The 20,482-nt window shown below is 62.0% G+C and carries 19 protein-coding genes; 8 read left to right on the forward strand and 11 right to left on the reverse strand.

Annotated elements, in window-relative coordinates:
* From WCB02_RS20300 to WCB02_RS20315, 4 genes are all read left to right on the forward strand, one after another.
* On the forward strand, positions 1 to 922 hold a 922-nt coding region (locus WCB02_RS20300), incomplete at its 5' end, for an aminotransferase class V-fold PLP-dependent enzyme (protein WP_423960813.1).
* 89 nt (positions 923 to 1,011) lie between these two features.
* Positions 1,012 to 1,176 carry a hypothetical protein gene (locus tag WCB02_RS20305; protein ID WP_423960814.1) on the forward strand — a complete coding sequence of 55 codons (165 nt, stop codon included), beginning with the start codon at positions 1,012 to 1,014 and terminating at the stop codon, positions 1,174 to 1,176.
* Between the two features lie 223 nt (positions 1,177 to 1,399).
* Positions 1,400 to 1,759: a DUF1127 domain-containing protein gene (locus WCB02_RS20310; protein ID WP_423960815.1), complete on the forward strand. Its 360-nt coding sequence runs from the start codon at positions 1,400 to 1,402 to the stop codon at positions 1,757 to 1,759.
* Between the two features lie 289 nt (positions 1,760 to 2,048).
* Positions 2,049 to 2,393: a hypothetical protein gene (locus WCB02_RS20315; RefSeq protein WP_423960817.1), complete on the forward strand. Its 345-nt coding sequence runs from the start codon at positions 2,049 to 2,051 to the stop codon at positions 2,391 to 2,393.
* A gap of 1,424 nt (positions 2,394 to 3,817) precedes the next feature.
* Here WCB02_RS20315 and ubiV read toward each other — a convergent pair.
* The 6 genes from ubiV to WCB02_RS20345 all read right to left on the reverse strand — a co-directional run bounded on the left by ubiV (position 3,818) and on the right by WCB02_RS20345 (position 10,493).
* Positions 3,818 to 4,747: a ubiquinone anaerobic biosynthesis protein UbiV gene (gene ubiV, locus WCB02_RS20320; protein ID WP_423960818.1), complete on the reverse strand. Its 930-nt coding sequence runs from the start codon at positions 4,745 to 4,747 to the stop codon at positions 3,818 to 3,820.
* Positions 4,748 to 4,749: 2 nt separating this feature from the next.
* On the reverse strand, positions 4,750 to 5,757 hold the full coding sequence (ubiU, locus tag WCB02_RS20325) for a ubiquinone anaerobic biosynthesis protein UbiU (RefSeq protein WP_423960820.1): 1,008 nt from the start codon (positions 5,755 to 5,757) through the stop codon (positions 4,750 to 4,752).
* 11 nt (positions 5,758 to 5,768) lie between these two features.
* The gene (gene ubiT, locus WCB02_RS20330; protein ID WP_423960822.1) at positions 5,769 to 6,311 is read right to left on the reverse strand and encodes a ubiquinone anaerobic biosynthesis accessory factor UbiT; all 543 of its coding nucleotides are present in this window, start codon (positions 6,309 to 6,311) and stop codon (positions 5,769 to 5,771) included.
* 84 nt (positions 6,312 to 6,395) lie between these two features.
* The gene (locus WCB02_RS20335; protein WP_423960824.1) at positions 6,396 to 6,950 is read right to left on the reverse strand and encodes a PAS domain-containing protein; all 555 of its coding nucleotides are present in this window, start codon (positions 6,948 to 6,950) and stop codon (positions 6,396 to 6,398) included.
* Between the two features lie 738 nt (positions 6,951 to 7,688).
* A complete protein-coding gene (locus WCB02_RS20340; protein ID WP_423960825.1) occupies positions 7,689 to 7,850 on the reverse strand; it encodes a hypothetical protein in 162 nt (53 codons plus the stop codon).
* A 519-nt stretch (positions 7,851 to 8,369) separates the two neighbouring features.
* Positions 8,370 to 10,493 carry a carbohydrate porin gene (locus WCB02_RS20345; protein ID WP_423960826.1) on the reverse strand — a complete coding sequence of 708 codons (2,124 nt, stop codon included), beginning with the start codon at positions 10,491 to 10,493 and terminating at the stop codon, positions 8,370 to 8,372.
* 192 nt (positions 10,494 to 10,685) lie between these two features.
* On the opposite strand from WCB02_RS20345, the gene WCB02_RS20350 reads away from it, so the two are divergent.
* Entirely contained in the window at positions 10,686 to 11,246 is a 561-nt protein-coding gene (locus WCB02_RS20350; protein WP_423960828.1) for a HAMP domain-containing protein, read from the forward strand.
* Between the two features lie 161 nt (positions 11,247 to 11,407).
* Here the strand turns inward: WCB02_RS20350 and WCB02_RS20355 are convergent, their stop codons facing one another.
* Positions 11,408 to 11,548 (reverse strand): hypothetical protein, encoded by a 141-nt coding sequence (locus WCB02_RS20355; protein ID WP_423960830.1) that lies wholly within the window; start codon positions 11,546 to 11,548, stop codon positions 11,408 to 11,410.
* A 335-nt stretch (positions 11,549 to 11,883) separates the two neighbouring features.
* Positions 11,884 to 12,321 (reverse strand): hypothetical protein, encoded by a 438-nt coding sequence (locus tag WCB02_RS20360; RefSeq protein ID WP_423960832.1) that lies wholly within the window; start codon positions 12,319 to 12,321, stop codon positions 11,884 to 11,886.
* A gap of 546 nt (positions 12,322 to 12,867) precedes the next feature.
* On the opposite strand from WCB02_RS20360, the gene WCB02_RS20365 reads away from it, so the two are divergent.
* Positions 12,868 to 13,239 (forward strand): hypothetical protein, encoded by a 372-nt coding sequence (locus WCB02_RS20365; RefSeq protein WP_423960834.1) that lies wholly within the window; start codon positions 12,868 to 12,870, stop codon positions 13,237 to 13,239.
* 444 nt (positions 13,240 to 13,683) lie between these two features.
* Here WCB02_RS20365 and WCB02_RS20370 read toward each other — a convergent pair whose 3' ends face one another.
* Positions 13,684 to 13,818 (reverse strand): hypothetical protein, encoded by a 135-nt coding sequence (locus tag WCB02_RS20370; RefSeq protein WP_423960836.1) that lies wholly within the window; start codon positions 13,816 to 13,818, stop codon positions 13,684 to 13,686.
* Between the two features lie 823 nt (positions 13,819 to 14,641).
* On the opposite strand from WCB02_RS20370, the gene WCB02_RS20375 reads away from it, so the two are divergent.
* Positions 14,642 to 16,153: a B12-binding domain-containing radical SAM protein gene (locus tag WCB02_RS20375; protein ID WP_423960838.1), complete on the forward strand. Its 1,512-nt coding sequence runs from the start codon at positions 14,642 to 14,644 to the stop codon at positions 16,151 to 16,153.
* A 225-nt stretch (positions 16,154 to 16,378) separates the two neighbouring features.
* Here WCB02_RS20375 and WCB02_RS20380 read toward each other — a convergent pair whose 3' ends face one another.
* Positions 16,379 to 16,720 carry a J domain-containing protein gene (locus WCB02_RS20380; protein WP_423960839.1) on the reverse strand — a complete coding sequence of 114 codons (342 nt, stop codon included), beginning with the start codon at positions 16,718 to 16,720 and terminating at the stop codon, positions 16,379 to 16,381.
* Between the two features lie 92 nt (positions 16,721 to 16,812).
* Entirely contained in the window at positions 16,813 to 17,853 is a 1,041-nt protein-coding gene (locus tag WCB02_RS20385; RefSeq protein ID WP_423960841.1) for a hypothetical protein, read from the reverse strand.
* A 369-nt stretch (positions 17,854 to 18,222) separates the two neighbouring features.
* Here WCB02_RS20385 and WCB02_RS20390 point away from each other — a divergent pair.
* A partial coding sequence (locus WCB02_RS20390) for a hypothetical protein (protein WP_423960842.1) occupies positions 18,223 to 20,482 on the forward strand: 2,260 nt, incomplete at its 3' end.

Consider the following 20,482-nt stretch of genomic DNA (forward strand, 5'->3'; position numbering starts at 1 on the left):
GGCCAAGCTTGTGACGATCGCGCGCGGCGCGCGCGTCATCGTGCTGGACAACGACCATTCCTCGCCGGTGCTGGAATGGCATTCGCGAGCCAAAGCGCAGGATCTTGTCGTCGAGACGGTCGGCCGGCCCGACGACGGCGACTGGACCTCGGCGGTTCTCGCCGCCATCGAGCGGCCGGGCGCGCCGCCGCTCGCTCTCGCATCGATCTCGTCGGTGCACTGGTCGGACGGCGGGCTCATCGATATGGAGACCGTGGCCGCCGCGCTGAGGCGGCACGGCGCCGCCCTTCTGGTCGACGCGACCCACGGCACCGGCGTGCTGCCGCTCGATGTCGGGCAGCTCGACCCGGATTTCGTGATCTTCCCGACCTACAAGTGGCTGCTCGGCCCCTATGGCAGGGCCTTTGTCTATGTCGCGAAACGGCACCAGGACGGCATTCCGCTGGAGCAGACCGCGTTCGGCCGCCGCAATGTCCACGCCGAGAACGCGGTCTATTTCGCAGACTTAAGCTACGTCCCGGACGCGCGACGCTTCGACATGGGCGAGCGCGACCATTTCATCGCGATGGAGATGGCCACGATCGGCATGGACATGATGGCCGAGTGGGGCGCGGCCAATATCGTGCAGCGGCTGGCCATGCTGACCGACCGCATCGCGGAGCAGGTGAGGGACCTCGGCGTCAGCGTGCCGGAGCGCCGCCTGCGGGCGCCGCATATACTGAGCCTTGAATTCAAGAACCCTGGTTTCGGGGCAGGGATGCCGGCCGGACTCGTCGAGGGACTTGCCGCGGAAGGCGTTTACGTCGCGCCCCGTCTCGGCCGCATGCGCATCTCGCCCCACGTCTATAATGACGAGGCGGATGCCGACCGCTTCGTGGCGAGCCTGGCGCAGCACCTGCGGGGCGCGGGCCAGAGGTTGTAGGGCGGGTTGGAGCGAAGCGTAACCCGCCATCGCGCCATGCGACAGGTGATGCGCCTCGGCCGCGAATTTGCCAATCGTGTCCGCAAGTCGTGACCGTGTCCTTCGCGGATGACGAAGCGGGTTACGGCTTCGCCTCCAACGCGCCCTACGAACCGCCCAGAATTCGCGATGCCGAGGTGCTCGCCTCCCGGATGCAATCGACCGCCGCACATCTCTTGATTTTGCGCGATTGCTGTGGTATCGGCACCCCATGAACAGATCAGTGCGCCTCGTCAACTGCAAACACATGACCCGCTTCGGCTGGGCCGTGGAAGGAGTCGCGCGCTAGGAATTCGACGACGCCATCTTTTCACCAGGCCCCGCCGGCATCGGACGGGGCCTTTTGTTTGGCCACGCTCCCTGCCGGCGCGACAGCAGGAGCATCCGATGCCAACTCAACAGACGAACCTCACATCCGGGCCCGAGCGGGGTGCCGCAGTGCTCGGCCTCGACCTCTCCATCGCATCGGCGAAAGAGGCCATGGACGATACTTGGGCGGCGCGCCCCGATGCGTCCATTGCAGCGCTGGACGACGCTTTGTCGGAACAGGATGCCGCCGGACCAGCGGCCGCATCGAAGCGGAGCGTCTTGAGTTTGCTCAAGCGATATTGGCGCGCGTTTGGGGAATGGCGCCGACGCCAGAGCGTACGAGCCACCTTGCACGACCTGAGTGACAGGGAGCTGATGGACATCGGCGTGACGCGCGGTGAGATCGACGACATCGGCCGCCACCGCGCCATCGATGCGCTTGGAGACAGCGCGACGTATCTATGGATCGTGTCCCGCGGTGTGATGTAACTGATGGGTAGTCGCCGCAAATCTTGCGTGCAACCGTCAACGAGCGACATCGCAAGCCTGACGCGATAGGCGCGTCGCCGTGGGGTGGGTTAGTCACGCACCCTACGAGCTATGGCGCGAAGCGCAAGCGCCGGAACGCACGAGGTATACCCGTAACTGGAGGTAGACCCGCTGTGCGATCGGCCTACCGGTCACCGTCGCCTTGACCCGTTGCGGACTTTCGCCTTGCTTGGCGGGGAGCATTGAGACATTTTCCCGTCGCTGTGAGATTGCAATCAAAAAAGGAAAAATGGCACCGCAAGCGACAAAGGTCACGCTCCACCTGCATCACCCGACGCGAGACTTGCGTCAGGTTTGCGCCGCACTTGGCCTCGTGCCCCGTCACGTGTGGAAAAAGGGCGATGAGCGGCAGAGCCCGAATGGTCGGAACTTGGGCGGTTTCCGTGACAGCTCATATTGCTCAGCCGACCTCGGTGAGACCTCGCGAGAAACGCTGCCGAAGAAGATCGAAGCCGCCTTGATGCGATTGGAGCAGCATCGGGAAATTCTGGAAGAGGTGTGGTCGACGGGCGGTCGTCTCTCTTTCTTTGTCGGGTGGTTCTTGGACGAGGATACCGGTGGTACGCTGGACTAGCTGCTCCTGCAGAAGATGAGCCAGTTGCGCATTGAGTTGGAGCTAAACCTGTATGTGCCCAACGAGCATCCCGCCGACAACGATACGCCCTGAAATAGCCGAGCCACCTTCCAAACGTTGAAGTCTGTAATTGACCGTTGCAGAACCCTACAAGCGACCAAATGCTGGATGAAGGTTATGGCTTTTCCCGTCCGTCCTTCCTATCTCTCACCAGCAAATATGCCTCCTGCTCACGGGTCTGGTCGTCGGTGAAGGGACTTTCGAGCCAGTTGGGTTCTGGTTTCCAAGGAGCCCAACCCATCAATTCGTGATAGGTCCGAGGCGCTTCAAAGTCCGTGCTCGCTCTAAACGTTTGAAGAAGAACCGCGTTGGATTGAGTGATTTACGTATCTCGTCGTGTTGCCGGCTAACCGGAGACATCTCACAGGAGCCGCCCTCGCGATCCTCCCATATCTCGAAGGGTAGTGTGGCCATGGTTCTTATCAAATTCCGACCGAATGTTTGGACTTGACTACGAAGGCTCTTCCATAAGTTCTGAAACCAATACGCTTTACCAGTATGCATCAGATCGGCTCCAGCCCTTGAGACCGCGGCCTCCGTTATATTACGCCAAGCCCGTGATGTCGCCTTTTGGCCCGAGGAAGAAAATCGTCAGGGTCACGGTAAATCGGCTGTCCGAGGTTGTACCGATCAGATTTGCTCGACCTGAGACGTTCAGCCCGTGACCCGAAGGCGACCGCGACGGCTGCTCACTTTAACAAAACACGAGGCTAAAAAGTGTTGATCGGTCATACGCGGCCGTCGGCGTTTGACCGCTGCCTCAGGACTTGTCGATGAAGTGGTACAAATTCGTTGTACCCGTGCTGATCGTCGGACTTCCGATAATCGGAGGCTCCTTGAGCATCATTCGGGACGACCAATTGGATAGCAACTTCCGAGCGGTAGCACCCGGGATGTCCTCACTGGAGATGGTGCGGATCATGGGTTCGCCGTCGTGGGATGGCGATTGTGGCCATGGTCGACTGCCGGAGGTTAGCAAACCTGCGAATTGCAGAAGAGAACTCGGGTATTCGGCGCCGTTCGCACCCATGTGGTGGCTCGTATGGCTCGGGACTGACGGCACGGTCATCGGAACCGCCAAGATAGTCTCTCCTTGACAGCCGCGCGAACGCCAACTGACGAGATTGCTGCTTATGGCCCGAGGGAGATATCGACAGAGCTACGTCACGTCGGTTGTCTGAGATGGTGCCTCTCAGAACATCTTGGAATTCATCAACCCCGCAGCGTCGAGGCGAGTTCCCGCAAGTCGCCGGACGGGTCATGGCTCGCCTGAGATTCTTCATTGCGACAATCGACAGATGCAATCGGAGATAGCGCAGGCCAGATTTGCTCCGAGTTTACGCTTCGCTCCAACCCGCCCTACCTCAATTCCAGAGGTGACCGGCCTTGCCGTGATAGAAGCCGTTGGAAAACGGCGCCGCGATGCCGAGCGCGTCAAGCCGTTGCGTGGCTTCGCCCGCGTCGATGCGCTCGTCGAGCACGTCGCGAAAGGTCGCCGCCACCGCCACCATGTCGCAGCTGTGCGGCGACAGCCGGAAGCGGCGGACGCCGATCCTTTGCAGGTCGGCAAGCTCGCCGATCAGGTTGAGGTAGTCATACGACATGGTCTGGATGCCATTGATCACCAGGAACGGCTGGTCCTCGAGCGTGCGCAGCGTCAGTCCGTCCGGGTCCTGCTTGCAGATGAACTGGCAGGAGTCCTTGTTCCGGTCATGGGCGCGGGCGTGGTAGCAGCGGGCGGAGAGGGCCAGCGAGAGCCGGCCGAAGACCTGGGTCTCGATGGTGACGCCGAGCGTCGCCGCCTCGATGCAGAGCGCGGCGATGGCCTCGGCCGGCATTTCCGGCGGCAGGCAGATCGCGCAGGCGCCGCCGCGCGCCAACACCGCCATCGTGCGTTCATTATAGACATTGATGAACGGACCGACGTGATGCGGCCGGCCGCGCAAATGCAACAGCGCGGATCCGTCATTGGCCTCCACCATCACCGCCGGCTCCGCGCAGACCTCGGCAACCAGAGACCGCTCCTGTGCCGACATCACCTCGGACAATGTCGAACGCACCACGGTCTTGCCGGCCGCAGCCAGCCGCTCGGCGACGGCATCGACATGATCCCTGAACAAGGGAGCGCGCTTGAAACAGATCGCCTCGCCGAGATAGACCGTCGTGACCGGCGCTTCGTCGGCGATCCCGAAATAGAAATCGCGCCAGCGCTCCGGCTCCCAGTTGAACAGGACCGGTCCCAGCGTCAGTTCGCTTGCCCGCGCCTGTGCCTGTTCCTGTATCTGCCGCTGCACGGCTACCTCCATCGCTTGCTGGGGAAGGCGCCCTCGGTTTCCCGGCGGCCTTCGGTCAGCGCCAGCAGGCTCTTGAAGGCGGCTTCGCGGCCGGCGGCGATGTCGTCGACCGCCGCGCGGAAGGCGGATACCACCGATTTCACATAGGCGCGGCTGCGCTGGCGGCCTTCGATCTTCAGCGCCGTGACGCCGGCGCGCATCAGGTCGGGCAACAGCGCCGACAGATTGAGGCTGACCGGCTCCTCGAACGCATAGTAACCGTCGCTCTGCGCCGCGCACAGATAGCGCCCCTTGCAGATCGTGGTGTATCCGGCGTTCTCGTCGCGCGCAAAACGGTCGATCACGTAGTCGCCGAGCCGGGTGGTCAGATTGTGCTCGGCGTCTTCCTCATAGTGCACGCAGGCGGCGGGCGAGCAGATGCCGTCCATGTTGGTCGACGACCCCGTCACGTAGCTGGTCAGGCTGCAACGGCCTTCCGCCATCATGCCGATATTGCCGAACACGAAGGCTTCGATCTCGCATGGAATCTCGCTGTGCAGTCCGGCAATTTCGGCGACGGTGAGCATGCGCGGCAGCACCACGCGCTTGATGCCGAAGGCCTCGCAATAGAACCGGATGGCTTCGGGCGAAGAGGCGCCGGCCTGCACCGACAGATGCAGCCGCAGCTCCGGATGGGTGCGCGCGGCGTAATCGGCGACGCCCATGTCGGCGACGATGACGGCGTCGACACCGAGGTCCGCGGCCAGGTCGATCGCCGTGCGCCACATCTCGAACCGGCCGGCCGGCGGAAACGTGTTGACCGCGAGCAGCAGTTTTGCGTTCCGTGCGCGCGCATAGGCCAGCGATGGCTCGAGCTCGGCCGGCGTGAAGTTCAGGCCCGGAAAGTTGCGCGCGTTGGTCGCGTTCTGCAGGCCGCAATAGACCGCGTCGGCGCCGGCATCGACCGCGGTGCGCAGGGCGGCGGGCGTTCCGGCCGGGCAGACCAGCTCGGGGCGGCGAGCATCCGTCATCATATCCATCATCAGAGGGTTTTCCCGCGCATTTTCCGCAGCAGTGACAAGCCGAGCGCAGCCGGCGGCGCCAGGGCGCCGAAACTGCCGACCACGCTATCGAGCGCGCTGCCTTCGAAATCGTCCAGCGCGTTGCGCAGCGCCACCACCGCCTCGGTGTCGCCGGTGACGCAGAGCTTGCGGGAGAAGAACAGCGCGTCGCCGTCGAGCGAGCCGTCGATCATGTCGAGCAGGTCGAAGAAACGGCCGGCGATGCCGGCGTCATGCGCCGGACGCGCATGGCGGCGATGCGCGGCGAGCGCCGGGGCATCCTCTCGCGGCGTCAGCACCAGCACGAAGGGCAGGTCGATCGGGTCGATCAGGAACCGCTTGCCGGCATGCGGCCCGAGACGGGCGAACAGTTCCGGACGGGACTGCGCCACATGCGCGGCGATCCGGGAGAACATCGGCTGCAGCAATGCCAGCGGCACCGGCATCAGCAGGATCTCGGGCGCGTGGCGCAACAGCTCCCTGAGAGCCGATGGCGAGTAGCGGGCTTGAGGCGTATCCAGCATGTCGAAGCGGTAGCGCCAACGCGCCGCGACCGTCTTTGATCGGCGTCAAAATGCCGGCGGCGATATCGACGCTCGAGCCGCGCCCTACCGCAAGCCCTCATAGACCATCAGGCCGCGCGCGATCGCGAGCTTGCGCAGGGCGCGCGGAATGATCCGCTCCGGCCGGTGCAGATAGCGCCACGACGTCAGCTTGAGATCGCGCAGCAGGCCCAGATTGCCTTCGAACGGCGCAAGCAGTCCGGTCATGCTGATCGGCGTGTGCGCGCGAATCTGAAACGGCAGCAGCAGCAGTTCGAGATGGGCGGGCCCGCCGTGCTGCGATGTCGCGGTGAGGCCGGCGATTGCGGGCAATGTTTCCTCGGCGACGACGGTGATGATGTCGCGGATTTCGCCGCGGCTTTCCGGCGCGAACAGCGCGGCAAAGCTCCTGTCCTTCATGTCGGAGCCGAACAGGGCGCAGACCCTGGTGCCGGCGACGCGGAAGGGATAGCCCGCACACACGTCATACGAGAGCACGAAAATGTCGCCGAGCAGCTCGCGCACCGCGCCGGGCTCGATCTCGCTGCGGTCAGGGGCGCGGGCATCGCCGCGCCTGGCGTCCCAATAGGCGAAAAACTCGCGATTTGACGGGTGTTTCATGACGCATACTCATCCCACATGCCGGTCCGCGGGACAGCTTTGTCCCGCTTTCACGCACACGCATTCCCCGAACACGTTGTGCAGGATCGGTTGTGCAGCGTCCATGCCGCGGCCGTCGCCGGCCGCCATTGGCCGGGGCTTTGCGTCGTTAAGGTTAAATTAACGATATGGTTGGCGCCGCGACCGGACTGGGGCAAGGATAGACCACCCCCGGGTTTCTTCGGGTTTCTCGCCGGGGTTGTGCGACATGTGGCGTCAAACAGAGTGGACCAAGAACTGATCGGCGCGGGGAGGGGTGGGGATCAACTCCCGCGCGAAACGATCGGCAAGCAACGATCGACAAGAAACGATCGACAAGACGAGGGAGGGCTTTCTCAGGGCCCTCCCGACCTTGTCTTTAATGACCGGCCCGCTCCGGGAAACGCGCCTTGCCGCGTCTGGGGCCGTCTGCACACCATCGAAAATTGCGGGTTTTCGTGCGGAAGGGCGCGCCAGACAGCAGGTTCGGGCCCCCATGCATTTACGTGGTTAGGACAGCGGCGCTGGCTTGATCGACGTCAGCGGCAGTCAGACATAGAGGGGCATCGGGGATCGTTGTCCCGACACATTGGACGCCTTATCTTCAGGGCGGCACCCACGGCAGGGCCCGGCTTTGGCTACGGCCATACCTCCATGCAAACGCAACGCAACGGTGAGAGCCGTCGAGGGTGACCTTGGCGGCTTTTGCCTGTGCTGCAGCTAGCGCCGAACTGTTTTGTTCTTGGCCTTGTGTTTCGGCGCAGGCCGGGTGTTGCGGGGTTTCGTCTTGCGTTTCGGCGCGGGTCGCGCGTCGCGGACGGGCTCGGGTTGCTCGTCGCGAACAGGCTGGGGCTGCGTATTGCGGACCGCCTCGGCCAGCATGGCGTGCAGCTCAGTCTTGGTCGGTCTCGAAGGTTTTGTCATTTTGCCGCTACTTCTATTTCGACTTCGCGGCTTCCCTAGCCAAGCGCTCGGCCTTCAACCGTTCGTAATTTTTCCGGATGGCTTCCTGTGCTTCTTCGTATTCCGTTGTTGCCTTCCGCTTACCGACGCGCTGAAAAGTCCGTCCCGCCTCTCGTTGGGCAAAGTCCCTGGTTGTTTTTTCTCGCATAGATCACCTCCAATTTCAGTGACCAGTGGGATGACGATAGCGCAGCGGTGGTGCGCCGCAAGGAAAGCCGCTGATTAAGCTTGCTGATTAAGTTTAACGTCGGCAGCCTTGTCGCAATCCTTGCCGCCAAGCCGAGGCTTCAAGGAGGCTGACCATGATGCAGCAGGGCAGTCGGATCGTCCGCAATATCGGCATGTCAGACGCCGCCGATCGACCGTCGCAGCAGGGCTGCAACGTCATGCCGACCGCCGAAAGCGGCGAGGTGGCTTTCGTTGCCGACCTGGGAGTGCCTAGAACTGCCCGTGCAGCCGGACGGAAACCACATTGACCGGTCCGCGGTCACCATTATAGGCCGGATTTGCGATGAACTGGTAGTCGAAGCTGAGGCGGCTCGCGGCCGATGTGGCGTAGCTGTAATAGGTCTCGAGAATCTGCTCCGGCCTGGGGTTTGGCAATTGCCCGTCGCCGACGAGAATGCCGATGCCGCCCGCGTTGAGGAACGCGGTATGGACGGCGGAGATGTCGTTGACGATGCCGGCAATGCCGATCGTGTCGTCCGGCCTGCCCCACAACTTGCCCGAAATCGCCGAACCCACCGCCGCCGTGCTGTCGACATCGGTGAAGTCCCATGGCTCGACATTGCCGTCTGCCCAGCCGACGCGGGCGAATACGCCGAGACTGTCGGTGATCTGCTGCGCCAGGTTGGCGCTGACGCCGGGCCGGTTGGTCATGCCGCGGACCGCAGTGATGTCGGCGGCCTGGCCGGTCGCCTGGGCGAGCGCCGTGGCGTCGGAATATTGCCCAGCCTCGCCGCGGTTGAGAAAGCCGGTCACCTTGATGGTGCCCGGCTGGCCCCACAATTCGTAGCGGCGCTCGAGCTCCGCGACCGCCTCTAACTGGCTGAAGGTGGGATCCAGGCCATAGGACGTCGGGCTGTTGCCGCCGGCCGGCGTGGCGGACAGATCGAATACGCCGGCACGGACGGTCCAGTGACCGACGTACCATTCGGCCGCGGCACCATAGGTCATGCCCCAGGCGTCGCCGGCATAGTCGAACGTGCCGGTATTGATCAGCGTCCAGTTGAGAAAATCGGTCTTCGGGTTGTTGGCGTATTTGTTGGTGTCGAAGATGTCGTTGACGCCAAAACGTCCGACCGTCAGCACCAGGCGGTCGGTGGTGTGCGAGCCGGCAAACTGGTTGATGTCCTCATCGACCTTTTCGGTCTCGCCGCCGAGGTCGATGGTCTGGCGCACGAACGCGCGCTGGACCCGCGCGTAAGGATAGCCCGCGCCCAGCTTGTAGGACTCGCCGCTCGGAAAACCCGCCGCGCCGTGCGTATTGGCGAAACCGAAACCCTGGTCGATTTCCGGATTGAACCAGAACTCGGCGCCCCGCCAGAGCTTGGCACCGGCAAACAGCGTGACGTCGGCGGTCTCGTCGCCCTCGCTGGTCGCAAGCAGACTGTTCTGTCCCTGGTAAGGTGAGTTGATCGGCGGGTGACCCTGCCAGACGAACGTCGCCTGTCCGTGCAGGCTGATCGAGTCCGCCCATGACGGCAATGCAGCCGTGCCCGCAATCGGCATTCTGCTGTCGCCGAAATGATAGTTCAAACCCGCGCGCAGCTCCTGCATGGTGGATGTCGAGGTGAACTGCTGGCCCACACTCGCGAACAGGACGTTGGTCTGGCCGTACTGGGTGTAGAGATATTCGAGGTTCGCCGTCCAGTGATCGGCGACAGGTACTTCGACGCCGGCGCCAGCCGCCCATCCGAGCCGCATCCGTTGCGGGGTTTCGCTGGCGCTGGCGAGGGAGAGCTGGTCATAGCTCCAGGCCAGTCCGCCGGTTGCATAAACCAGCCAGTTTCCCGGCGCATAACCGACCCGTCCCCTGACGGTGCCGAAGGACAGCACGGCGTCGCTATAGCTGTCCGGACCGGCCGGCGAGACCAGGCTGGACGTGCCGCCGACGGAGACGCCGGCGATGTTTGGCCAGGCCGGGAACGACACGTCCGCGACGGCGCCGATGACGAAGCGGTTCGCCAGCATCTTGTCGTAACCCGCCTGCAGGCCGGCAAAGAAGCTTCCGCCCTCGGTAAACACGTCGATCGGCTGCGTCAGATCGAGCGAGCCCGCAACGCCGGGACCATCGTTCCAGTTCGAATTGCCCGAGACATAGCCGAGATGTCCGCCGATATAGGCGCCGCTCCAGTCATACGCCGAGCTCGCTTGTGCCGGCGGCGCCTTCAGCGGCAGATCGGCGGCTGCCGAGGTCTTCGGGCCGGCGGCGAAGGAGAGGATCAATATCGAAGCGGCGGAGCAGCACTTCACTGCGAGCGGCGTTGTCCGCGCCGCCGGGCCTGCCGACGTCCTGCTCCTGCCCTTCGACTTGACGAAAACATTGCGCGGCACTCGCATCGAAGCCCCCATGACGCGTAAGCAGATGAGGCGAGAGTTGTCGCGGTTATGGTTAGCGGCGCCTTAAGATCATGGCTTACCTGTTGAAATTACGGGGGTTTTTGCCCGTTGAAATACGGGATTTCGCGATTTCCCGGCCGCCGGCTATTTCCGCCGCCTGTAGGCAGACTCGCGCGAATGTTCGCTCGGGCGATGTCCAAATTCCTGTTGATGGCGGCTACGGCCTTCGGAGCGATGATTTACGTCAGGAGGCAGGTCGCCGGTTCGATCAACAGCACGACGCCGGCGATGAGCAGGCTCTCATCTGGAGACCTGTCGGTCGCCATTCCCGGCGCCGGACGGCACGACGAAATCGGCGAGATGGCCAAGACGCTTCAGGTCTTCAAGGAGGCTCGCGTGGCCAAGCGCGCCGCCGACGATGCGGCCAGGATGGAAGACAGCAACAAGCTTGCTCGCGCGCAGCGCGTCGATGCCATCACCAGGGGATTCAATTCGGCCATGGGCGGCCTGATCGGCACCTTGACATCTTCGGCGGATTCCCTCGAGGCGACCAGCGAAATCGCCCGCAACGTTCAGGCGGCCGCCGATCAATCCTCCCGCGTGGCGTCCGGCATGAACGACGTCAGTCGCGGTGCCAGTGAAACGGGCTCGGCGTCGGGTCGGGTGCTGTCATCGGCGAAGATGGTCTCGCAGGTCAGCTCGAGCCTGAAGACCGAAGTCGAGAAGTTCCTGTCGACGGTCCAGGCAGCCTAGCGAACGGCATGCTCCTATCGAGCGATCGCATGATTTCGCGCTCGTGCCCTGGCGGCCGGTGCTGAAGCGGGCGCGCGACCAGATCGTTACGGGCAGGCTGTCCAGCCTGAGTTATACTCAAACCGCGGAATGAGTATAACGCGCCGTCAACAGCGGATTCCTCACTGCCGAACCGGGATCGAGCGTAGATAAACGTTGATTGTCTCCTGAACGTAGTTCAGCCGCTCCAGTCCGGCGCGATACCGGGCGATCATCGTCTCGTACCGGACATCCGACGCATGTTCATCTATCGAATCAGACATGGCCTTGCTTCTCGTTTTGAGGAGCCGAGGATGCCGTGCGGCGGCTCGGCATGACACCGAGGGTCTTGATTGCTGTGTCGCTATGCTCAGCCTATTTTTGAATACATCCGCTAGACCGCGAGCGGTGGATGGTTTCCCAACAATACGTTCGAGGATGAGGTGCGGGGTTGGTTACGTTACACGACGGGGTTGAAGACCCCCGTCGTGTAACCACGTAACCGGCTCCCGCGTCATCATCGCCGGAACGTAGTCCGAACCGTAGCCGCATGGCAGCGAGCTCGAGGGATGGACGGACCTGGCCAGGACGCGTCAGAGAAAACTGTCTTCGACGCACGTCACCCGGCTTCCATGTGGGCGGCATGGATATGCCGGCTGGTGCCGTTGATGTCGATCGCCGCGCCGCAGAAACATCTGGACTGACCGTTCGCGCATTGCGTCGGCAGCTTGCATCCGCAATCCCACATCGCGTATTTCCACGCCGTATCGGCGCGGTCCTTGCGGTATGCGTCGAAGTCGGCCTCGGTGCGATTGGCAAAGAACACCTGCCAGGCCGCCTCGAAAGCGGCGCGCGCCTGAGCGAAGCCTGGTGCGGTTCCCGAGCTGTGCTCACGCGGGTGGGATCCCGGGTAAAAGCCGCAGCTCCAGCCCCACGGATCGGTGTCGGCCGGATTGCCCGAGCGGATCGCGATCGTACCGACCCGGACGTCGCCATAGGCGACGTGCCAGGTCTCCTGGGGCGCATCGGGATCGCGGCGGCGGCTGAGGCTGGGCATGCCCCATGATTCCGCCAATCGGCGCGGTCGTGAAGCCGCTACGCCTTGTGGATTGCCGTGGAATATCGCCGCAACATGCGGGCCGGCAGCCTTCGGTTACCGTCAGGTCCGGGTTTTGCCAGGCTCGGAAGACAGCAGCCGCGCATGTACCTGACGTTCGGCGCGCTTCGATAGCAACGCTGAAAACGGACGGGAGATTTTCGCCGCCGCGATCGGCAGCGCGCCGGCCGCCTCGCATGGCGCTGTGACTGCGTCCCGTATTTGTACGGCGCCCAATGTTTACGGCAGGGTCAGGGGCCTGACCTAAGACAGGGAGCGGTCGATCCGACAACGGCGAGATCGCAGGCGGGACAAGATGATGCGAAGCGAACGCCGGCCAGGAGATCGAGCTGGGACATCGAGCTGCTGACGACATTGCGCGCGGCGCGCGGCGATCTTCGGCAGTCGGCCGCGACTGGCTTTCCTCGCCATGCGGAAATCGTGAACGGGCCTTGTAATTCCTTGCCATCGTGACGCATGCGTCATCCGCCCCGGGGGAGGGCCAGAATGAGAATCTTCAGCTTCATTTACCGCTTCATGTCGAACTTCGTGTTCCTGTCGATGGTTTATCTCAGTCTGAACTACATCGATCAGTATTCGCATCGCGCCGTGTTCGCGATGGTGGTGCTGTCCTACACCGCGATGCGGTCCGTCTCGGCCTTGCGCACGTTCTACTTCTTCAGTCGGATCGAGCTGCTCGAAATCGAGGCGCGCCGGCTAATGGCCTCGGTCGTCAATGCGACCGCCGCCGCCGCGCGCAAGCCGATCGTGGGGCAGGTGAGCCTGCTGCGCCATGACGGCGAGATCAAATCCTATATCGACCTGTTTTTCCTCGCATCCGTCGTGCTGCTCTGCGTAGCCAAGATCGTGACCGATTAGGCGATCGAACCAATTCCATCACATCGATCGCCGCGAGATGATCGCGCGGCGGCGTCGCCATCGCCGCGCGGGCGGATTGACGGGTGTCGCAAGGGCTCGACCCATCCCACCATGTTCGCTGTTTCCCGCCAACTGCCGATCGCTTCATGATCGCGCAGATCTGGGCGCGGCGTGAACGCGGTCGCACGTCGGCACCGCGCCGGCCGAATTGCTCCCCACACATGGACCCCGGAACGCGGCCGACCGCATCGGCGAACGCGAAGGCAGCAGTGGCAGCCAACGCAGAGCGATTGCAGGCTTGGCGAAAAGCCGCCGGCGGGGTTTCTCCGGAGCTTTTGCGGAGGGGCGTGTCAGGCTGCGCCGGGCCGCCCAGGAGCCGCTGTCTAGTCTGTGGCGGGAGGTGCAGCGATGACCAAGGGAGTCAGAGGACGAGATGGCCCGCCGTCACGGGATGACCGAGACGAACACAATGCGGTGCAGTTCAGCAACAGGCAAGTCAATTTCCGGATTTCGAACAAGGCGCTTGAAATGGCCTTCAGGTTTCTTGGATCGATCGCGCGGCTGATTGTCCTTGCGCATCTTCTGAGCTCGATGAAGGGGAACGACCTGGCGACCGCACTGACATTGTTGAACCGGATCCTGAAATCTGCCTCAGCTCTTGGTTGAAAGAGCTGTCTGATCAGGAATCGTTGTCGCTTGCGCGCCGCAGGTACCGAGGTCCGTGCACCCGGCCAGCGGACATTCGAACAGGTCGCTCGAACGTATCAAAGTTCGCGAACTCCCGCGACCAGGCGCCCGGGATCGGCAGCTGACGCTCCGAGCAGGCTGGCGACCACGGGCCACCCGTTGCGCTAAGCCCATCTGTGGGAATAACCTTCGGAGTTGTGTCCTCACTCGCTGGCTCTGTCAGGCCGTGTCAGTCGGCAATCCCGCAGAATACAATCAACACGCATCGCTCTTGCCGAAGCGCTTCCGTAGGTTTATTTACTTCGGCTGCTCAAAACGCTCCGTCTAACTCTCACCCTTCAAGCCAAAATGAAAACGATCGTCGCTTCTGGTGGCTCGCCACGCCGTTGGGGTGCGCCCTTCTTGAGAGCGACGAATCGGTGTAGCAGGTGCCTTGTCCTGACCGTGATCGGCGAGGCCCCGGCACATGTGGGTTAGCTTGCCGTTACCCGAAGCAGCAGCTCCCCAGCCGACACGTTGGCAGCCCATGCAGGCCGCGAGCCCGCATCGGGGCTCGCACGGGCGCCACTGCTACGCGCGCCTCGAACCGCCGACAACAAGTCCTTGGTTGCCCTCGCGCGATGCCAGTTCAATCGCCGCAGCAGGAACGCTGAGGCCACCTTAAGACATCGATCCAAAAAATTTTGCGTTTGGATTTGGCGATCGGGGGCGATCGATGAAGAATACTCTACTGTTAGTCATGCCGCCGCAACTCGGCTTGCTGGAAGGATTTTCATCTGGACTCATTGCACTTGGAAACTATATCAAGCTGCACAACGAGGATACGAGTGTCAGGCTTCTGGATCTCGCGGAAGTCGCGCCCGGGGACACCTCGAAATGTGTTCAGGCGGCCCTGCAAGGCTTGTCCGGCACGGTATTCGCCGGGATCACGGGTACGACGGCGGGCTATCAAAGCATGCTGTCGACCGCGCAAGCGTTCAAGCAATGTTCGTCCGGGGTGATCACCGTTTTTGGCGGACCGCACGCGACAGCTCAGGATGAAATCATCCTCGATCGGCACCGTTTTGTTGACTTCGTCGTCCGAGGCGAAGGCGAGATCGCGCTGTCAAGCCTGCTTCGGCATCATGGCGAGCCGGAGCGGGTGCCCAGTCTGAGTTTCCGCGATGGCGGCAGGATCGTGAAAACGGAAGATGCGCCGGCGCTGGACCCCGCCATTCTCGACCTGCTCGATCCATTTCCGACCTTTCCCGGTGAACTTTCGTCGCCGCCCGGAAAATTCGATCATGTCACCTATGTGTCCGCGCGCGGCTGCCCGCTGAAGTGTGATTTCTGCGTGGTCCGAAATTCCGCCATCAGGACCAAGAGCGTACCCGCCGTCATTGAGGACCTGCGTCATCTGGTCGGTCAGAGAGGATACAAGCGAATTGCCATCGAGGACAATTTTTTTGCCCACCGGCCCAAACGCACGCTCGAGCTCTGCGCCGCGATCGCGCAATTGCAGAAGGAGATGGATTTCAACTGGGATTGCCAGACGCGTGTCGAATCGATGCGGCGCAGCGACGTGCTTGCAGCGATGGCCAAGGCCAATTGCGACAAGGTGTTCCTCGGGGTCGAGGCACTGGTCCCGGCGCAATTGCAGTTCCTGGGCAAGACCCAGCGACCGGAGAAATACCTGGAATGCCTGAGTGTCGAGGTCGCGCCCCAGATTCTGAGTGCGGGTATTGGTCTGGAAATCAATCTCCAGCTCGGCATTCCCGGCGAGGACGAATCACAGCGGACAGCGACGCTCTTGGAATTGAGCCGGCTTGGCCGGATTGCTGCCGACTACGGTCGCCGTATCGTGGTCAGTCCGCAGCTGCATGTGGTCTATCCGGGGACACCTCACTCTCAGACCCACGTGGCGAACGGCGGCTTTGGCACGTTGGGCAATGCGGCGTTTGAGGAGTTCACCGCCTGGGAGGCAGAGCACCAGCCCGTTCTCACCTTTTTCGGCGAGCACTTCGCGCACGGCAACGGCGGCATTCCGATCGGCATTCTCGACCGCGGCGGGTTGTCGAGATCGGAATTCCTGATCGACGATGCATCGATCGGCAACCTGTCCTCTCAACTCGCCGCGATGGAAGGCATCGAGGGAATCTCGGTCCGCAAGTACGGCGAGTACCTTACGAGAACCGCGCAGGTGGGGGAATCTGGTGGGAAGGCGGGAGCCTGCAGTCGCGCGGCGTGAATGACGTGCAGCAATTTCAAAAAACACGTTCCTCGAACTTTCCGATTTCGCCAGCACTCGTCTTGCCACTTCGAGGCTCTGGTGCCCCGTCGAGCCAGATGTGCACTGGGCGCCCATCCCCGTCTTGTGGCCGCCCTGCGAGATCAGGCCCGTGGCTTGCGGCGGACGGCTACGGCATAGGGATCGGATGGTCGATCGGGTTCAAGAGCTGCCACGGTGCCGTCGCTATCCGTTGATGAAATCCATGATGCAATAGCAAAGCGCCGCCGCCAAGGTTGCGAGAACGACGACGAAGATCACCGAATCGAATATTCCTTTTCGGCGCCGCTCCGAAAGCGCGGCTTGGCTTTGGCGCAGGGACGGATGGCCATGCCTGCTCGGCGGGGTGGCCTCGGGTGCGACGCTGCGCAGCGCGTCGCGCAGCACCTCATAGGCATCCTCGATCCTTCGCAGACGGATCTCCGCGACCTCTCGCGGCTCGCCGGACATGTCCGGATGATATTGCCCGGCGAGCGTCAGGTATATGGCGTAAAGCGCCGTTTCGTGCTCATGCGGATGGAGGCTCATCGGTGCATCCTCTATCTCATCCAGGTTGCCTTCCGCGCTGTTGTTCGTACTCCGATGCCTTTCCGGAGATCATGCAGTGCAACGTCATGTCATCAAGCGACCGCCGGCTGTTGCGGCTCACCCGCACCCTGCGACGGGCGCGGGCGGCCAGCGAACTCCGTGCCTGCCGAGGCGCCTGCCAGCGAAAATATCGGCCCCGTCTGTCCGGTCGCCTGCTGCAATGCGCGCAGAGAATGCCGCGCATAGCTCTTGTAGAACCGATGATAGCCGTCGGTGTCAGCCGGAGAATGCATGTGCACGCCCCGACAATTGTTGAAGGCCAGCAGACAGCCCGGATCGAGAGATACACGAAAATACTGTCGATTGATCTCCGCCGACAGCTCACTCAAAGCGCCGACGCCGATCGCATCGCCTGGCGTGGCTGGGTGAACGGCGTAGCTGGGCCAGACGATCTCGATTTGGCCGAGCGGCGATCGTGACAGCACGGCGCGGGCATCGTTCGCGGATGGTGCGGCATCCCTCGGCATGTGAAAACACGCAGACCTGCCGTGAAGCCAGGCCCTCGAGCGCGCGCTGAGAGTCTGCTCCACCGCCGCGATCGGTGCGTAGGCCATTGAGGTCCCAGGACTGTTGTCGAGACCGAACAGACAGATCCATTCGGCCCGACGGTCGCGCGAGACGAAACCGCCTTCGGTGTGCCAGTCGAGTTTCGCGCGATCAATCGCGACGCCGCTTCGATCGGAGCAGACCTCCATGACAAGTTCGTCGCCGGTCCGTGAAGCATAGTTGAAAACCCAGCCGAGCGCGCTGCCCAGCGTCAATGCGAGAAGCCCGGCAATCGACTTCTCGGTCGGCAAATCGGTCACATAGATGCAGTCGACCTGATCGGTTCGCGCTCTCTCGATCACGCGGCCGAGCCCCGGCGCGGCCTGCGGCAACAGTCTGTCGGCGGCAATCCGGGCCAGCAGCCTCTGGCAGGCGACGTCACCCGGAAACCGGTCATCGGTGAATGTCTGATAGTGCCGGAGACCCTCGGCCAGCTGCTGGCGCTCGACCGCGGACAATTGACAGGTGCTCAATCCCGGAAAGCGTCGATCATCGGCGCCGGCACGCACGAGGTTTGCATTGGTCATCTTCGACTCCCCGCTTTGCTTGTCTTCCAGTCATCAATGCGGACAGTCTAATCTGCGCACCGCGCTTGTCCTGCCACGGTCTGACTGAAGTCGGTCTGCTCAATTGACTTGCTTGCAAGCCGCCAAAGACAAACGGTGAAGTCAGGCGAAGCGAGCCGACCGAGCCTTCCGCTCACAGCTGTTCAGGTCGGCAGGAGCATCGTCTGCGTCGGTCATTATCAAAGGTTGCAGCGGCCCGACTGCGGCATCATGAATGGGACGCCTTCGCCAAGTTATTGATTTCATGCCGGTTCATTGCCGGTCAGTCGCCGGCATTTTGTTGCAATAGACTTCCAGCCATGAACAAGGGAATCGCTGAGGGCTGCTCCGATGGAAAACAAGGATCCGGCGCTTGATAGTTCGACAGGAGTTGGAAGAGTCCAGCGCGCCAAGATGGCCCCAAAACATGTCATGCGCGTCGCCAACGCCATCTACAGCAACTTCCTGACCGAGCGATCCGACCAGGTCTTCTTCATCAGAAGCCTGGATTTTCTGCTGATCGCATTGGAGGAGCACTTCGCAATCCAGGCGACGTCGAGTGACGAACATCGGACGTTTGAATCCTGCAACAGCAAGGGAATGCTCCGCGGTCAAAACGCGGTCCAGTTTCCCGGCGGAGTCGAACTGCGCGTCCTCTGCGAACGTCGCCAGGACGAGGCAGGGTGCTACGGTCAGCTCGATGAAGCGACATCCCTGCTGGCACGTATTGCGCATACGCTGGAGGAATATGCGGAAGGCAGGGTCGTGGAACTGGGCAATCGAATGAACAAGGCGATCAACGCACTTGTCAAGAAAGAAGCGATGGAAGAACCACGCGACGTCGCTTTTGAAGATTCGGCTGAGAGCAGACTCTTCTTCGATAGATTCTTCGAACGACTCGACAGCGAGATTCAGTCTGCCAGTGACCTGTGCTTCTTCCCGAACGATGTCACCGGCACCGATCGATGCTTACGGCTGTTCTTCTTTCATCGACGCGCCCCAGGCGACGCCTATTCCATGCACCTCCATCCCTTGGCAAGCCAGAAGAAGTCTGCCGGTGCGCAATATCTCAAACTATCCGCCGACGGCGTCTGGCGGTTCGATGACGTTGTCGGCAAAGGCCTGGTCAATTGGATTCGCTGGCCCTGGGACGACGCCGAACGTGGCGTTCCGACAAGCATGCGGCGATTCAAGGATTATCTGGACCAGTTGACCGTGACCGGCAAAGAAGCGCCTGGCGAGACGAGTGGGTGGATCGCGGGATGCAAGGGATTGGCGGTTCCCCTGCACTTCGGCGGATCGCCCTGGTTGGTCGCACTCGTCGTATTTTCCGGACGAGAGGAGGACTACGGAGAATTGGCCTATTATTTGTGCCGCGCGGTCGTGCCGACCTTGTTCGACACGATTGCCCATGTGGCGCGGGGCGAGTATTTGCGCTTGATAGCCGAACACACGAAGGCGTCATTCACCGGGCGCTTTGACGCTGACGCGCTCAATTCGCTGATGAGCCGAATGGCTGCCCTGTCCCCATACCAGTGGTACTTGTCGTCGGAGCGAACCAAGTGGCCGATATCGGCCTTCAAGGAAACGTTCTATCTGAATGAGAGGCCTATCCTGGCTGGAATGGATCCAATCGTCTTTGATTTCAGGCGGATCAGATCGGAGGAAGTTCGCGATGCGATTCAAAGCGCTGCCCGCGAAGCCGAGAATGAGGTCCAGCAACAGAAGGAGTCGCAGCGCGGCGCGGACGAGGGCATCGGCCATACGCTCAAAAACATCGTAGACCTGACGAATTGGCCGACCGCTCTGGCCAAGTTGCGCAACCTCATTCGCAACTACGACCGCCTTGTTGCCGACGATCGGCACGACGAGATACGGGGACGGCTCTACGAAGCCAATCGCTGTATGGGCTTGTTTTCCCTCGTCTCTGGCCTGGGACATTTCGGCCGCCTCGCCGGCGCGCTGGATCGGGAAGAGTATGAGAAGTTCAATGATTGGCTCGATCCAGATGGACTTGGACGATGGACGTCCGGCGACACGATGGACGAGCGTCGCATCTGCGGGGCCTATATAGACACCATCTATCGCGTCGTGGCCTCCCTCTGTGCATCACTCGATATGGATCGTGAACCGCAAAAATTCGAAGTGATCTGCGCCAGCACCAGCGTGCAATGGGACCGCAGGGCGTACAATGGCTCCGACCAGGATGACCATGGCCAATTCGACAAGTTTCTGCTAGAAATACCTCCGTTCAGGAGAGGGTCGGACGCGGTATATTCCTTCATTTTTGCGCTGATGGAGCCGTTGGTGAATGCGTTGCGCGCCTTGGAGCAGCTGAGAGACAATCAAGCCCTCAGTTCGTCTGAACATCTGCTTCGCATCTTCATCACGCCGAAGCTTCCCGAGGAGATCGAGTTTTCGATCACCAATCCCTGCGTCTCTAAAGTACAGGCAACTTTATCGGGGTTTGAGAAGACGCGGCACATGCTCCGGCGCATCGGCATAGCCGAGATCGAGGATCTCGAGTTCAGACCGACGCGGCCCGGCGTCTACGATGTCACGGCAAGGGTGCATTTCAAGCCGTATGGTCTGGCTCTGAGAATTGCGCAAC

The organism is Bradyrhizobium sp., from assembly GCF_049581145.1.
Lineage (GTDB): Bacteria > Pseudomonadota > Alphaproteobacteria > Rhizobiales > Xanthobacteraceae > Bradyrhizobium.